This is a genomic window from Neisseria sp. 19428wB4_WF04, from assembly GCF_015235335.1.
GTDB classification, from domain to species: domain Bacteria; phylum Pseudomonadota; class Gammaproteobacteria; order Burkholderiales; family Neisseriaceae; genus Neisseria; species Neisseria musculi.
This window is the reverse complement of sequence record NZ_JADGLG010000002.1, coordinates 61,831-75,864: the sequence shown is the minus strand read 5'-3', so window position 1 is coordinate 75,864 and position 14,034 is coordinate 61,831. Positions and strand designations below refer to the sequence as shown.

Annotated in this window: 16 protein-coding genes; 1 reads left to right on the top strand and 15 read right to left on the bottom strand. The window is 54.3% G+C overall.

Features of this window, described 5'->3' with window-relative positions:
- Positions 1 to 536: 536 nt before the first annotated feature.
- The 9 genes from IR141_RS01070 to IR141_RS01030 form a co-directional block, all read right to left on the bottom strand.
- Positions 537 to 869 carry an aldo/keto reductase gene (locus tag IR141_RS01070; protein WP_209304389.1) on the bottom strand — a complete coding sequence of 111 codons (333 nt, stop codon included), beginning with the start codon at positions 867 to 869 and terminating at the stop codon, positions 537 to 539.
- A 453-nt stretch (positions 870 to 1,322) separates the two neighbouring features.
- On the bottom strand, positions 1,323 to 2,996 hold the full coding sequence (gene ettA, locus IR141_RS01065) for an energy-dependent translational throttle protein EttA (RefSeq protein WP_135033859.1): 1,674 nt from the start codon (positions 2,994 to 2,996) through the stop codon (positions 1,323 to 1,325).
- A 193-nt stretch (positions 2,997 to 3,189) separates the two neighbouring features.
- Positions 3,190 to 3,393, bottom strand: coding sequence for a hypothetical protein (locus IR141_RS01060; RefSeq protein WP_135033858.1), 204 nt, complete (start codon positions 3,391 to 3,393; stop codon positions 3,190 to 3,192).
- Between the two features lie 54 nt (positions 3,394 to 3,447).
- Positions 3,448 to 3,939, bottom strand: a complete 492-nt coding sequence (greB, locus tag IR141_RS01055; RefSeq protein ID WP_135033857.1) for a transcription elongation factor GreB — start codon at positions 3,937 to 3,939, stop codon at positions 3,448 to 3,450.
- Positions 3,940 to 4,144: 205 nt separating this feature from the next.
- On the bottom strand, positions 4,145 to 4,465 hold the full coding sequence (locus tag IR141_RS01050; RefSeq protein WP_167742964.1) for a rhodanese-like domain-containing protein: 321 nt from the start codon (positions 4,463 to 4,465) through the stop codon (positions 4,145 to 4,147).
- Between the two features lie 128 nt (positions 4,466 to 4,593).
- Complete coding sequence (locus tag IR141_RS01045; protein ID WP_135033855.1) at positions 4,594 to 5,241, bottom strand: protein-L-isoaspartate O-methyltransferase; 648 nt, start codon at positions 5,239 to 5,241, stop codon at positions 4,594 to 4,596.
- 243 nt (positions 5,242 to 5,484) lie between these two features.
- Complete coding sequence (gene ppk1 / locus IR141_RS01040) at positions 5,485 to 7,542, bottom strand: polyphosphate kinase 1 (protein ID WP_135033854.1); 2,058 nt, start codon at positions 7,540 to 7,542, stop codon at positions 5,485 to 5,487.
- A gap of 163 nt (positions 7,543 to 7,705) precedes the next feature.
- On the bottom strand, positions 7,706 to 8,311 hold the full coding sequence (locus tag IR141_RS01035; RefSeq protein WP_135033853.1) for a nitroreductase family protein: 606 nt from the start codon (positions 8,309 to 8,311) through the stop codon (positions 7,706 to 7,708).
- A 77-nt stretch (positions 8,312 to 8,388) separates the two neighbouring features.
- Positions 8,389 to 8,787, bottom strand: a complete 399-nt coding sequence (locus IR141_RS01030; RefSeq protein ID WP_135033852.1) for a DoxX family protein — start codon at positions 8,785 to 8,787, stop codon at positions 8,389 to 8,391.
- A gap of 108 nt (positions 8,788 to 8,895) precedes the next feature.
- Between IR141_RS01030 and IR141_RS01025 the strand changes: the two genes are divergently transcribed.
- Positions 8,896 to 9,783 (top strand): LysR family transcriptional regulator, encoded by an 888-nt coding sequence (locus tag IR141_RS01025; protein WP_135033851.1) that lies wholly within the window; start codon positions 8,896 to 8,898, stop codon positions 9,781 to 9,783.
- A 495-nt stretch (positions 9,784 to 10,278) separates the two neighbouring features.
- On the opposite strand, the gene rpsO is transcribed toward IR141_RS01025, so the two are convergent.
- The 6 genes from rpsO to IR141_RS00995 form a co-directional block, all read right to left on the bottom strand.
- Entirely contained in the window at positions 10,279 to 10,548 is a 270-nt protein-coding gene (rpsO, locus tag IR141_RS01020) for a 30S ribosomal protein S15 (protein ID WP_135033850.1), read from the bottom strand.
- 245 nt (positions 10,549 to 10,793) lie between these two features.
- Positions 10,794 to 11,183 (bottom strand): hypothetical protein, encoded by a 390-nt coding sequence (locus IR141_RS01015; RefSeq protein ID WP_135033849.1) that lies wholly within the window; start codon positions 11,181 to 11,183, stop codon positions 10,794 to 10,796.
- Between the two features lie 84 nt (positions 11,184 to 11,267).
- Positions 11,268 to 12,149, bottom strand: a complete 882-nt coding sequence (locus tag IR141_RS01010) for a DUF1853 family protein (protein ID WP_135033848.1) — start codon at positions 12,147 to 12,149, stop codon at positions 11,268 to 11,270.
- Positions 12,150 to 12,523: 374 nt separating this feature from the next.
- Positions 12,524 to 12,697, bottom strand: a complete 174-nt coding sequence (locus IR141_RS01005) for a hypothetical protein (RefSeq protein ID WP_167742962.1) — start codon at positions 12,695 to 12,697, stop codon at positions 12,524 to 12,526.
- Positions 12,698 to 12,709: 12 nt separating this feature from the next.
- Positions 12,710 to 12,955, bottom strand: a complete 246-nt coding sequence (locus IR141_RS01000) for a hypothetical protein (protein ID WP_135033847.1) — start codon at positions 12,953 to 12,955, stop codon at positions 12,710 to 12,712.
- 139 nt (positions 12,956 to 13,094) lie between these two features.
- Positions 13,095 to 13,904 carry an RNA methyltransferase gene (locus tag IR141_RS00995; RefSeq protein WP_135033846.1) on the bottom strand — a complete coding sequence of 270 codons (810 nt, stop codon included), beginning with the start codon at positions 13,902 to 13,904 and terminating at the stop codon, positions 13,095 to 13,097.
- Positions 13,905 to 14,034 lie beyond the last annotated feature (130 nt).

Below are 14,034 nucleotides of genomic sequence, written 5' to 3'. Positions count from 1 at the left end.
CTGCAAAGGCCCGTCTGAAAACAAAGCATCTGTTTTCAGACTGGCCTGATGTGTAGGAAATTCCAGCGTTGTTTACACTTTCCGTTTTTTGCATGCAGACCCATTTTGGGATTTTTGAGGGTTGTCAAGAATGCCGAAAGGCACGGCGAAGCCGCATCGTTCTTGAGAATGCTCGAAAATCACGAAACCATCATTCCAGCAAAAAAACAAAAGCTGTTTGGCATAAAAAGTGTAAACAACCCGACCTTTTCCAACAGCGGTTAGTGGGTTGATACAGGCAGCCGCTTTCGCCCGAAACGGCCTGCGCCGGTGCCGTTGCAGTGGAAAAAAGGGCTTTGCCCGCATAGGCCTCACATTTTTCCAGCCGTGCCTGCATGTTTTCAGACGGCCTCAATCTGCTTCAAGGCCGTCTGAAAAGCATCGGCAGAGCAAACGCCTAATCGTGGATTTTTACGCCGCCCAGCCATTTCACCCGCTCGGGGTCGCGGTGGTCGAAAAACAGGCTTGCGCCGGTGTCGAGTGCGGCAATCTGCTCCCTATCCTGCCCGTTCAGCTCGAAATCGAAAATCTGCCACGCGCTCGGGGGTGGCCGATTTGGGAATCACCTGCGCCACGCTTTTGCCGTGCTTGGCGGCAATGGCCGACAGCACGGGATGCTTGAAAATATCGTTGCACCCCTCGGTAAACGAAGCCCACGATTGGGTGAGGATGCCGTGTTCGGCATGAAACGCCCGCTCGTTTTCGCGCTGATAGAAAGGGTGCATCTCAATCTGATTGACAGCGGGGGCGATGCGGTTGTGCACCATCAAATCCATCACACGGTCGGGGTGGAAATTGGAAACGCCGATGGCGCGGATTTTGCCCGCCATGCGCCGTGCACATTAGCAGGGCAAACCCGCAAGGCCTTATGAATTTTTTTCAGCAATCACACCCTTGCAGCCCGCATGCACACGCTGTTATCCGTCATCGCTTTTCGGCGCATTCGGGATTCAGCCCGATATTGCCCGAACAAACTCCGCCGTGTCTGCGCGGGGTTTGCTGGCGGCCTGCAGCGGCCAAGCAAACAGCCCAACCCTTATGTTTTCTGCGCCTGCGCCCGTTTTGCCGCCAAAAAATTCCAATATGGCAATCCATTGATTACCCAACACGGCAAAACCGTTTGAGCGGCGGTGCCAATATCGTTATGCGGTTATAAAGCAGCGGCCGCTGCCCGCAGGCCGCGCAGACACCGCGCACCGCTTTAACCGTGATGATTAAGGTTTTGCAAAACCATCGAGGCCGTCTGAAATTATTGTTCAGACGGCCTCGAAATGTTCAAACCATTAACGCGTTACCGGTTTGTAGCGTATCCGTTTCGGTTTTACGCCCTCTTCGCCCAGGCGGCGTTTTTTATCGGCCTCGTATTCCTGATAGTTTCCATCGAAAAACACCCATTTGCTGTCGCCCTCACAGGCCAAAATATGGGTGGCGATGCGGTCGAGAAACCAGCGGTCGTGAGAAATCACCATCACGCTGCCGGCAAATTCCAACAAAGCATCTTCCAGCGCGCGCAGGGTTTCCACATCCAAATCGTTGGAAGGCTCATCCAGCAGCAGCACGTTGCCGCCGGAGAGCAGGGTTTTGGCCAGGTGCAGACGGCCGCGCTCGCCGCCGGATAAATTGCCGGCGGTTTTGCTCTGGTCGCTGCCTTTGAAGTTGAAACGGCCGAGATAGGCGCGCGCGGGAATTTCAAACTGGCCCACCTGCAGAATATCGCGGCCTTCGGCGATGTTGTCGAACACGGTTTTGTCGTTTTGCAAACCGTCGCGGCTTTGATCAATCAGGCTCATTTTCACGGTTTGGCCGATTTTCACTTCACCGGAATCGGGCTGCTCTTTGCCCGAAATCATCTTAAACAAGGTGGATTTTCCCGCGCCGTTGGGGCCGATGATGCCGACAATCGCGCCGGGCGGCACTTTGAAACTCAAACCGTCAATCAGCAGTTTGTCGCCGAACGATTTGGAAACATTCGAAAATTCAATCACTTCATTGCCCAAACGCTCGGCCACGGGGATAAAGATTTCCTGCGTTTCGTTGCGCTTTTGGTATTCGTAATTGCTCATTTCTTCAAAACGCGCCAGCCGCGCTTTCGATTTGGCCTGACGGCCTTTGGCATTTTGGCGCACCCATTCCAGCTCCTGCTTCATGGCTTTGATGCGGGCGGCTTCAGATTTGGCCTCATGTGCCAAACGCTGCTCTTTCTGCTCCAGCCAAGAAGAATAATTGCCTTTCCACGGGATGCCGTGGCCGCGGTCGAGCTCCAAAATCCATTCGGCGGCGTTGTCTAAAAAATAGCGGTCGTGGGTAACGGCCACCACCGTGCCGGGGAAGCGCACCAAAAACTGCTCCAGCCATTCCACCGATTCCGCGTCCAAATGGTTGGTCGGCTCGTCCAACAGCAGCATATCGGGTTTGCTCAACAACAGTTTGCACAAGGCCACGCGGCGTTTTTCGCCGCCGGAGAGCACGCCGATTTTGGTATCCCATTCAGGCAGGCGCAGCGCATCGGCGGCGATTTCCAGCTCGTGTTCCGCACCGCCGCCGCTGGAAGAGCCGGCCGCGATAATTGCTTCCAAACGCCCCTGCTCTTCGGCCAGCGCATCGAAATCGGCATCAGGGTCGGCATAGGCGGCATACACTTCTTCCAAACGTTTCTGCGCCGCCGCCACCTCGCCCAAGCCGCTTTCCACTTCTTCGCGCACGGTTTTTTCGGGGTCTAATTCAGGCTCTTGCGGCAAATAGCCGATTTTGATGCCGCCCATCGGCACGGCCTCGCCTTCAAATTCTTTGTCCACGCCGGCCATAATGCGCAACACGGTGGACTTGCCCGCGCCGTTCAAGCCCAGCAGGCCGATTTTGGCACCGGGAAAAAACGACAGCGAAATATCTTTGATGATGGTTTTCTGCGGCGGAACAACCTTGCTCACGCGCAGCATGGAATAAACATATTGGCTCATATCAACCTCTGGGTTCAAAAATAACTCAATAGTCATTTGGCGCAGCCTCTGCCGATCAGCGGGGCGCAAAGGCTGCCGCCTTGCAAGCACGGCCTGCGGCGCACCTGCCCGATGCCCGCCCGGCCGTCTGAAACGGCTGCACCGCCGCCCTACCTGCCCTGAAGCAATCCGGCCATATCCGGCTGAAAGGTTTTCAGACGGCCTGGAATTTTACTGCTGCAGCCTGAAAAATCCGGCGGTGCAGGGGCAGCCCGTTTCGGGCATGATGCCCGACCGGCGGGCGGGGTTGCCAAAAGATGCCGGAGTGCGGCGGCAACACCAACCGGTATTCAAAAATACCGTTATCCCGACATCCGAGGCCGTCTGAAAACGGCACGGGCAGACGGAATACAGACACAACCGCAGGCCGTCAAAACCCAGCCGAAATGCAGCAGCATCGTATCTCGGGCGGTCAGTCGATTTTCACATAGGCCACCGACAAAACCTCGATTACCTCCCTGCCTTCGGGGCCGTGCAACACCACTTCGTCGCCTTCGCGTGCTTTAATCAGGCAGCGCGCCAGCGGCGACACCCATGAAATTTTGTTTTGGGCGGCATCTATTTCATCGATGCCGACAATTTTTACCACCTGCCCGCTGCCGTTGCCCCGCAACAATTCTACCGTGGCGCCGAAAAATATTTGGTCGGTGGCCTCGCGGGTTTCAGGGTCGATCACCTGCGCCGCTTCCAGGCGTTTGGTTAGAAAACGGATACGGCGGTCGATTTCGCGCATACGGCGTTTGCCGTAAAGGTAATCGCCGTTTTCGCTGCGGTCGCCGTTGCCCGCCGCCCAGTTTACAATCTGAACGATTTCGGGGCGCTCTTTGTGAACCAGGCTGTAGAGTTCGTCTTTCAAAGCCTGCCAGCCTGCGGGGGTGATGTAGTTGGGAGGGGTTCCGCTCATTGCCGATGCCGTCTGAAACGTGTAAGAAGGGCATTTTAACCGATTGGCGCGTTTTTTTCAGACGGCCTTCACCGCTCCGGCCTACCGCGCCGCAACCCGCTCCGATTTCATTTATAAATACATTATAAAACATAATCTTATGCTATGTTTTCAAAGCAGGAAGCCGCAATATTGGCCACGGGCGGGCGGCCCTGCGCCCGAGCGGTCAATATCTCGGCAGGGTCGAATCTACCCGCAGCGACCAGGCATCAATGCCGCCTTGCAGGTTATACAGTTCGTCAAAACCCGCATCGGCCAGATACATGGCTGTGTGCAGACTGCGCACGCCGTGGTGGCAATACACCACAATCGGGCCTTCATCGGGCAGCTCGTTATGGCGCAGCGGAATCAGGTTCATGGGAATGTGTGTATGGCCGGGCAGCGCGCAGAGCGCAACTTCTTCATCGGTACGCACATCCAGCAGGGTCAGCACTTTGCCTTCGGCCAGCCATTGCTGCAATTGTTCGGGAGTGATTTGTGGAATCATGATGTGTTTAAGCGTGTGGCGAGGCCGTCTGAAAAGCGTTCAGACGGCCTCTAAACCTTTGCGGATTCAAGCCCCGCCGAAAAATCGTCTGCACGGGGCCGGGTTTCCGATGCGGGCAGGTTGCGCGGTTAAAACTGAAACTTGCCGGCGGCAGGAGCGTTCAGATAAGGGATATAGGTATCGAACAGCGTGCGCTCGGTAAAGGCTTCGCCGTTTCGGGTAATCAGCAAAGCGCGCTGGACGGGCTTGCCGCCCGCCACCACCACCATGCGGCCGCCGTTTTTGAGCTGGTTTTTCAAGGCTTCGGGCACGGCAGGCACGGCACCGCCGATATACACGGCATCAAACGGTGCACTTTCGGAAACACCCGCCAGGCCGTCGCCTGTTTGATAAACCACGTTGTCGAAACCGAGGCCGTCCAGCACGTTTTTGGCGCGCTGCTGTTGCTCGGCATCGATATCTACCGTAACAACGCTGCCGCCCAGTTTATGCAGCAGCGCGGTGGCGTAACCCGAGCCGGTGCCGACTTCCAACACGCGCTCTCCGGCTTTCAGCACCAGCCCCTGAATCAAACGGGCAACAGTTTTCGGCTCGAGCATACTGCCGCCGTTGGGCAGCGGCAGCGCGGTATCGGCATAGGCATAAGCCTGCTGTGCTTCGCCGACAAAACGCTCGCGCGGCACTTCGGCCAATGCGTCTAAAACATCAAAATCCAACACATCCCAGGGGCGGATTTGTTGTTCTACCATATTGAAACGTGCTTGTTCAAAATTCATGCCTTGCTCCGTGGTGGTTGGGTGTCGGGTTTGGTTTTCGGATTATACGGCGTTTTATGCGGCCGCAACAATGTTTCAGACGGCCTTGCAATGCCTTAAACCCTTGCCGGCGGTATGTTTTGCCGCCGGCAGCAGATCTTTTCGGTTACGGTTCCGGGCGGCAGAACGATTCCATCGCCCGCCTCGGCGGCTTGCAAAACCGCTTCCTTTGAGCCGCGCCGCAGCAAAATAAAAAACTCACTGCTAAGCACCGTATTGCGCCCACAGTTGCTCTTGCAGGTTCATCTCTTCTCCGCCGGCGGCAGGTTCGGCACGCGCATAGCTGCCGTCCGGCCGCATCAGCCACGCCTGCCGGTTGTCCTGCAGGGCGAGGGTGAGGCCTTCGCGTATCACGCGGGCTTTGAGGGCGGCATCTTCGATGGGGGTGCAGGTTTCGATGCGGCGGAAGAAGTTGCGCCCCATCCAGTCGGCGCTGGAAATATAGGTGTTTTCTTCGCCATCGTTATAAAAATAATATACGCGCGAATGCTCGAGCTGGCGGCCGATGATGGAGCGCACGCGGATATTGTCCGACAGGCCGGGCACTTCGGGGCGCAGCGCGCACATGCCGCGCACAATCAAATCAATCTGCACCCCTGCGGCGCTGGCAGCGTAGAGCGCTTCGATGATGCCGGGCTCGATTAGTGAATTCATCTTGGCGATAACCCATGCGGGGCGGCCCTCTTGGGCGTGGCGCATTTCGCGCTCTATGTTTTCTATCAGCATAGTGTGCAGCGTAAACGGGCTCTGATAGAGTGTGTTCAGACGGCCGGGCTGCCCCAAGCCTGTGATTTCCAAGAATAATGTATTCACATCGGCGGTGATGTCGCCATCGGCGGTAATCAGCCCGAAATCGGTATAGATGCGCGAAGTGCCTTGATGGTAGTTGCCCGTGCCCAAGTGGGCATAGCGTTTGAGCACACCGTTTTCACGCCGGATAACCAATGCCATTTTGGCATGGACTTTATAGCCGAACACGCCGTACACCACATGTGCGCCGGCATTTTCGAGCTGCTGCGCCCAATTGACGTTGTTGGCTTCGTCAAACCGCGCCATCAATTCCACCACCACGGTTACGATTTTCCCCGCCTGTGTGGCGCGCAGCAGGGCTTTTATCAGCTCGGAATTGCTGCCGGTGCGGTAAATCGTCATTTTGATGGCGACAACATCGGGGTCGGCGGCGGCTTCCTGGATAAAACGTACCACCGGCTCAAACGATTGGTAGGGGTGGTGCAGCAGCACGGGGGCGGCAGCGGCGGCATCAATCACCGACTTGCCCTTGCTCAGGCTTTTGGGCAACCCCGCCGTGCGGGGAGGGAACTTTAAATCAGGCCGTTCGACCATATCGGGCACAGCCATCAGGCGCACGAGATTGACGGGGCCTTTCACTTGGTAGAGTTCGTTAATGTCGAGTTTGAAATGGCCGAGCAGAAATTCATAGATGTGGGCAGGGCAGGTTTCGGCCACTTCAAGGCGAACACCGTCGCCGTATTCCCTGTCGTGCAGTTCGCTTTGGATGGCGGTGCGCAGGTTTTTCAGGTCTTCCTCATCAACGGTCAGGTCGCTGTCGCGGGTGAGGCGGAACTGGTGGCAGCCTTTGACTTCCATGCCGGGAAAAAGCTTGCCGACATATTCGTGCAGAATCGATGATAAAAACACAAAGCCGTGGTCGCCGTTGCAGATTTCGGGCGGCAGTTTGATTACTCTCGGCAAAATGCGCGGTGCCTGCACAATCGCCATGCCCGAGGCGCGGCCGAATGCATCGTTGCCCACCAACTCAACGGCGAAATTGAGCGATTTGTTGAGCGGGCGCGGAAACGGGTGCGAAGGGTCGAGCCCGATGGGGGTGAGGATTTGCAGCAGCTCGCGGTCGAAATAGTTTTGAATCCAGGCGCGCTGCTCGAGTGTCCAGTTGCGGCGGCGGTAGAAATGTATGCCTTCTTCGCTTAAGGCCGGCTGCAATTCTTCGTTAAACAGGGCGTATTGCTCGCGTATCAGCGCACGGGCTTCTTCGCGGGCGGCGGCAATGGTTTCGGCAGGCGTTTTGCCGCTGTCGAGAACCAAGTTGGGGCGCTGCTTGTGCTCGCGTTTGAGATAGGCCATGCGCACTTCGAAAAATTCATCGAGATTGGACGATACGATACACAAAAAGCGCAAACGCTCCAAAAGCGGCACGCGCGTATCCTGCGCCTGTGCCAACACGCGGCTGTTGAAAGCCAACAGGCTGAGTTCGCGGCAGAGTAATCGGTTGGTTTCAGACATTATCGGCTCCGTAATCAGACGGTGTGGGTATGATTGTCAAATACAGTAGGTAAAGTATAACGTTTTTCGGCAACGGTTTCATAATCATAACGAAAGGCCGTCTGAAAAAATTCAGACGGCCTCATGCTGGGGTATCAGCCAAACGGTGCGCACAGAGAACGGGTTATGCGCCGAACACTTTGAAACGGCCTTCCAGCGGGGCAAATGTTTTTTCGCCTGCAGGGGCTGCTATGCCGCCGAACACCATTTGCGCGCGCAGCGTCCACGAGGCGGGAAGCGCCCACTCTTTGGCCACGGCCGCGTCAATCAGCGGATTGTAGTGTTGCAGGTTGGCACCGATGCCTGCGGCTGCCAGCGTGGTCCATACGGCGTATTGGTGCATAGCATTTGCATGCTCGGCCCACACGGGGAAGTTGTCGGCATAGGCGGGAAACTGCGCCTGCAAACCTTTCACCACTTCTTGATCTTCAAAAAACAACACCGAACCTGCGGCGGCTTTAAACATATCGAGCTTTTGCCTGGTCGGAGCGAATTTGTCGGCGGGAACGATGGCGCGCAATGCATCTTCGGCAAACTGCCACAATTTTTCATGCTCGGCACCCAACAGCACCACCACGCGGGTTGATTGCGAATTGAACGAAGACGGTGTGTGCAGCACGGCATGTTCGACAATGCCCGCCACTTCCGCTGCCGGCAGCGGCAGGGTTTGGTTTAACGCATAAACCGAACGGCGGGCTTCGGCGGTTTGCTGGATATTTTGGTAAGCCATAATGTTTCCTTTATAAAATCTATAAAATCAGATAACCAAGATAAATTTTGATGCAAGCGATTACCACGGGGCAAATCTTATTTTGCTTTTTTGAACTTGTTGTCTAAAGCCCATGCACCGCCGCCCGCAGCTGCCAAATAGAGGAAAACAAAGCTGTATAGCGCTGCCGGCTCGCCCTGGTTAATCAACGGCAGCAGCGGGGCGGCGGGAGCGTGTGCAATAAAATAAGCCGCTGCCATCAAGCCGGAAAGTATAAAGGCAACGGGGCGGACAAACAAACCGAGCAGCAAAAGCAGCCCGCCGAATGTTTCGAAAATACCCGCAATACCGGGCAGGGACATTAACGGCAAACCATCAAGTTGCGCCACATAAGGCAACCCGAAGAGCTTGGCCGTGCCGTGCAGCATAAACATATAGGCTGCGGTAATGCGCAAAACAGAAAGCAAAACAGGTTGGAAACGCGATAAAACGCCCATAAAAAATCCTTAAGATATGTGTGTTTGTTAAAACGTGCGCAGTATAGCCGTTTAATTTTTATTGATATACTATCTTTTTATTGAAACACCGTTTACCAATAAGAAAACATGGACACCCTATTCAGCCTCAAAGTATTCCGCCAAGTAGTGCAAAGCGGCAGCTTCACCCGCGCCGCCGTGCAGCTCGGCATTTCCACCGCCATGGCCAGCAAGCATGTGAGCCATCTCGAAAACACCATTCAAGCCAAGCTCCTGCACCGCAACAGCCGCAACCTGCACTTAACCGAAGCGGGCGAAGAATATTTCCGCCAATGCAGCTATGCGCTTGAAACGCTGGAAACCGCCGCCCGCAAAGCCGCCAACGGCACCGACAAACCGCAGGGCGTGTTGCGCATCACCATGCCCAGGTGGTTTGCCAACCCGCGTTTCAGCGGCTGGCTGGCCGAATATTCCGCACGTTACCCCGATGTGTCGCTCTATCTCGATTTGAGCAACCGACACGTTGATCTGATTGCCGAAGGTTACGACCTGGCCTTGCGCGTATCCGACACACCCAACCCTTCGCTGATTGTGAAGCCGCTGGCCGATATCGAATTTCTGCTGCTCGCCTCGCCGGATTATCTGCGCCGCAACGGCGTGCCGCAAACCCCCGAAGAGCTTGGCAGCCATCCGGCAGTGCTGGCTTCTTATGTGGATATGAGCGGCATCGAAATACGCCACAACGGCAGCGGAAAGTGCACCAAACTGGCCTTAAACCCTGTTGCCCACTCCAACAGCACGCTGATGACGGGCAGCCTGATCCGTGCAGGGGTGGGCATCGGCTACCAGCCCGCATGGTGTGTGGACGAAGATTTGGCTTCGGGCAGGCTGGTGCAGCTGCTGCCGGATTACCATATTTTCACCACCAAACTCTATGCAGCCTATATAGACCGCACGTTTTTAAGCGCCAAAGTACGCAGCTTTATCGATTTTTTAAGCGAGAAAACCGCCGTTTGAACACTGCGAAATATGCCGGGTAAGGCTGAGTGCAAAATTTATTTAGGCCGTCTGAAACATCCGATTATCGTCATTCCCGCGTAGGCGGGAATCCAGTCGTTTTTCATAAGTTATTGAAATAAAATATTTGATGGTTTTAAGGCTGGATTCCCGCCTACGCGGGGGTAGCAGCGGACTTGCGAAGCTAATGGCAGAATTTAAGCATTTCATACGGCCTTAAGGGTATTTTTGCAAAGGCCCCAGGCTTTTTTTAAATTCATCGAGGCCGTCTGAAACGCCTAAGTATCGTCATGCTCGTGCTCAACCCGATCATCTTTTTGTTTAAGAAGAAAAAGAGATACTCGGGCCAAGCCCGAGCATGACGAAATATAAATAAATTCAGGATTAAAACGGTTTTTTTGCAAAGGCCTCGGCCTGAAACCTTTGCAAGCCCGCCCGGCGATAAAAAACGCCGCTTCTTTTAAAACGAAGCGGCGTTTGCCGTTAAAATCAAGATTATTTGCGCAGGCCCAAACGGGTAATCAGGGTGCGGTAGGTGTCGGGCCGGGTGCGGCGCAGATAGGTCAGCAAGCGGCGGCGCTGGCTCACCATTTTCAACAGGCCGCGGCGGCTGTGGTGGTCTTTGGGATTGGCTTTGAAGTGGGGGGTCAGGTCGTTGATGCGGAAAGTCAGCAGGGCAACCTGCACTTCAGAAGAGCCGGTATCGCCTTCTTTGCGTTGGAAATCTTTAACGATTTGTGCTTTTTGTTCTACGGTCAATGCCATGATGGATAAACTCCGAAAAATAATGAACCTTGCGGTTCAGACAAGTTTGCCAAGCCTCAAACCCGTGCAAACTCCTGAAATCCGTTTCAAACGGAAAGCGGGATTATGCCACAACTTTCAGCAGCTTGCACGGATTTTGCCAACCCTTCCGGAAAGCCGGCTTTCAGACGGCCTTAACGGATTTTACCGCCTGCTTTTCAGACGGCCGAAAGCCTCGGCAAACCACCTGCTCGGGATACAGCGGCCTACCAACAGTAACGGCAGAACGGGCGGCGGAACGGATAGTAAAAACCGTCCCAACTGTCGTAATAACGCACACGCTCAAGCTCTTGGCGGGCAAGGTAATTCTGCCACGCCATTTTGTAGCAGGCCTGAAACATCGGGTCGGAAACCTTATCTACATAGTTTAGTCGGAACGATTTTTTCACCGGCGCATCCGGGTTTGCCGACCATTCAAACTGTTGCCGCATCAGCTGTGCGGTTTCTTTGTCACATTGCGCCGCCAATGCTACCTGCAAATCCTGTTCGCGTTTTTTCTGCGCCGCTTCGCGTGCCGCGCGCTGCTCGGGCGTAAATGCACAGGCAGCCGCCAACAGCGCGGCAGACAAGGCAATAAATATACGCATTTTGTTCATAAAATCCTCCTTTTCGGGGCAAAAAGCCGAAACCGTTTCCATCATAAATGAAGCTTAATGAAGCTTGCACTTTCTTGGGGGAAATTACATGCTCCGGCCGCCCGGCCGCTGCACCTTCATTAAGCGTTTGACTTCGTGCCAGCAGCCGTCCGGGCGGTGTTCGAGTTCGGCAATCAGGCCGCTTTCCAAGTTGCGGATGTCGTCTGCGCCCTGCGTTTCGTTTCCGGCGATGCGCGCGGGGGCTAAAAAATCCATACGCGGCAACGCATAATAGCGTTTGAGGCCGTCTGAAAAATCATATTCCGCCCAATCTTCTATATAGAGGCCGTGCCAACCATAGGGATTTAACGGGGCATTTTCGGCAGCAGGCGGCGCAGCCGAAAATGCGATGCCGCGCACCACCGTAACGGCGCACACCTGCTGCGGTTGCAACCCCAAACCGCGCAACACGCCCTGCCCTGCTTCGGTTTGCAGCAGGGCGGTTTGCTGCGCGAGCTTGGCGGCTTTATCGGCCAAACGGTCGTGCCGGTTCAAACCTATCATTTCAGACGGCCTGCCGCTTCGGCTGCCGTAGTATTTGCAGGTTAGTTCGATGTGGCACGGCTGCCCGTTAACCAGAGCGATGAAGTCGGCCGCGCCTGCGGTTTGGCCTTGCGCGTTCTGCACCACGGCATTTTGCGCCAGCAGGCGGGTATGCGGCGCGGTTTCCAGCCAAAACGCCAGCAGGCTTTCGGCATACCAGCCCAAACGGTTGCCGAACGGGCAGCGCGCTTGCAGATAGTGCCGCAGGCTTTCAGGGTTGCCGTCCAAATCGAGCAGATAACGGAAGCCTTTGCCGCCCAACAGTTCGCGCACGCCCAATTCTGCGCCGCTGTGCCAGAGTACGGGCGCGGTGAGAACCGAGGCGAGCGCACGCACGCCGGGGTCGGTCAAACGCCACCACAGGGCGTCGAGGGAGTAGTTCATATATCCTAAATAGGTAAATGAAAAATTATAACACTTTAAAATTATAACACTTTTATTCATAAAAACAGGCTGTTATATCAAACAGCCTGTTTAACACCATATAGCAATGCTTAAAAAGCAAGCAGTTGCATTATTTTAAAAGCCGATAGTAGAATTTTTCAGCAAAATAGATGCTGAAAAACACCAAAACCAAAGCTGTAATTATATAAGCATAATTCGGCCATGATGTCGCTTTATAGATTATGTAATATAAAACCCAGCCTATAATCAAGCCTATCAGCCGGAAAAGCATAAGGTTCATTATCCGCTCCTAGTCCATATTCGAAAACAGACCCGAACCCGATAGCCCGGCTCAAGCCTGTTTCATATGCCGCTCATTTACCGTAATAGCGGAGATAAGCTTTTTCAGCAGAATAAATCCCAACAATCATCAGTAAAATGAAGGTAATCCAATAATCATAAACAGGTAAATCGGTTACTGCATATATCAACCAATATACAGCCGCTCCGATTGCTCCACCCAGTATTCTGAATGTTGACTGTTTCATGATTAGATTTCCTTAATCAGCAGGTATATTGCCACTATTAATATCACTCATAACGGAATTGATATAATTCCTTCCCCAAGCATTGTAGTCAGTTGTTTCGATTACATGGCCAATACCTGCGCCGGCCAACCCTCCCAATACACCCAAACGACCGCCTATTGTGCCTCCAATGGCAGCACCCCAGCCCGGGCCGCTGTCAAAAAACCGGCACCACTTACATAATGCATTTCTTGAATAGTCAAAGTTTTCATAAACCATATTCCTTTAGTTAAAATGATTAAAGCAATCAACTGCATAGTTATGCAATTGTTTCTTTATGAATATGATTTTTTTTAATTTGTTCCCTTTGTTCCCTGTAAAATTTAAAAAACATTTCTTTTCTAAATTTATCAAAACCTCAATCTTTCAAATTGCGTTTAACGGTGTTTAAAAACCCGCGCAAGATATCGATGTCTTCGGTTTGCGTGCCTGCCCGCATAAACAGGCTCTGCATGCGGCGCATCAGGCGCTCGCTGTTGCGGCGGTTGAAAAAGCCCACGCTTTCCATCACGCTTTGCATATGGGCAACCATGCCGGCGATTTGTTCGTGGGTGGCGGGGTTGGGTTGCGCCGCCTGATGCACCATCGGCGCGCCGGTTTGGCTGAACAGCTCGTAGCATACCACCTGCACGGCCTGCGCAAGGTTGAGCGAGAAATAGCCGGGGTTGCCGTTGATGGTCATCAGGCGGTTGCAGCTTTGCACTTCTTCGATGCTCAAACCGAAAGTTTCATTGCCGAACACCAATGCCGCCTGCTGTCCCTGCGCGGCGGCCTGCAACAGCCCGGGAACCAACTCTTTCGGGGTTTGCAGCGGCGCGGTCAGCTCGCGTTTGCGGCTGGTGAGGGCGCAGCTTAAAGAGGTGTCGGCCAATGCCTCGGAGAGCGTGGCGGTGATGCGGGCATTTTCGAGCACATCTGCCGCACCCGAAGCCAACACAAAACTTTCTTCAGGCAGCCTGAACGACTGCGGATCGGCCGCATCAAACACAGGCGGCTCTTTCGTTACCGGCGTGGCGATAAGCTGCGGTGCCACCAGCGTCAAACGGTGCAGCCCCATGGTTTTCATGGCGCGGGCGGCAGCGCCGATATTGGCCGGATGGCCGGTGCGGGCGAGCACGATGCGGATATTGCCGAGATAATGCGGCAGAGCGGGTTGGGGATTGTTCATGTTTTATTTTCGCAACGGGGGTATAATACGGGCTTCGATTTCATTGTTCAGACGGCCTGAAGCCAAATGAAAAGGCCGTCTGAAACGTTCTTTAAAAAAACATTGGAAACCGCAAAACGCCGAGTTGGTT

Excerpts from the sequence above, each read along its gene's own strand:
- IR141_RS01070 (WP_209304389.1), bottom strand. The coding sequence starts at position 869 with ATGGCGGGCAAAATCCGCGCCATCGGCGTTTCCAATTTCCACCCCGAC.
- ettA (WP_135033859.1), bottom strand. The coding sequence starts at position 2,996 with ATGAGCCAATATGTTTATTCCATGCTGCGCGTGAGCAAGGTTGTTCCG.
- greB (WP_135033857.1), bottom strand. The coding sequence starts at position 3,939 with ATGAGCGGAACCCCTCCCAACTACATCACCCCCGCAGGCTGGCAGGCT.
- IR141_RS01050 (WP_167742964.1), bottom strand. The coding sequence starts at position 4,465 with ATGATTCCACAAATCACTCCCGAACAATTGCAGCAATGGCTGGCCGAA.
- IR141_RS01045 (WP_135033855.1), bottom strand. The coding sequence starts at position 5,241 with ATGAATTTTGAACAAGCACGTTTCAATATGGTAGAACAACAAATCCGC.
- ppk1 (WP_135033854.1), bottom strand. The coding sequence starts at position 7,542 with ATGTCTGAAACCAACCGATTACTCTGCCGCGAACTCAGCCTGTTGGCT.
- IR141_RS01035 (WP_135033853.1), bottom strand. The coding sequence starts at position 8,311 with ATGGCTTACCAAAATATCCAGCAAACCGCCGAAGCCCGCCGTTCGGTT.
- IR141_RS01030 (WP_135033852.1), bottom strand. The coding sequence starts at position 8,787 with ATGGGCGTTTTATCGCGTTTCCAACCTGTTTTGCTTTCTGTTTTGCGC.
- IR141_RS01025 (WP_135033851.1), top strand. The coding sequence starts at position 8,896 with ATGGACACCCTATTCAGCCTCAAAGTATTCCGCCAAGTAGTGCAAAGC.
- rpsO (WP_135033850.1), bottom strand. The coding sequence starts at position 10,548 with ATGGCATTGACCGTAGAACAAAAAGCACAAATCGTTAAAGATTTCCAA.
- IR141_RS01015 (WP_135033849.1), bottom strand. The coding sequence starts at position 11,183 with ATGAACAAAATGCGTATATTTATTGCCTTGTCTGCCGCGCTGTTGGCG.
- IR141_RS01010 (WP_135033848.1), bottom strand. The coding sequence starts at position 12,149 with ATGAACTACTCCCTCGACGCCCTGTGGTGGCGTTTGACCGACCCCGGC.
- IR141_RS01005 (WP_167742962.1), bottom strand. The coding sequence starts at position 12,697 with ATGAAACAGTCAACATTCAGAATACTGGGTGGAGCAATCGGAGCGGCT.
- IR141_RS01000 (WP_135033847.1), bottom strand. The coding sequence starts at position 12,955 with ATGGTTTATGAAAACTTTGACTATTCAAGAAATGCATTATGTAAGTGG.
- IR141_RS00995 (WP_135033846.1), bottom strand. The coding sequence starts at position 13,904 with ATGAACAATCCCCAACCCGCTCTGCCGCATTATCTCGGCAATATCCGC.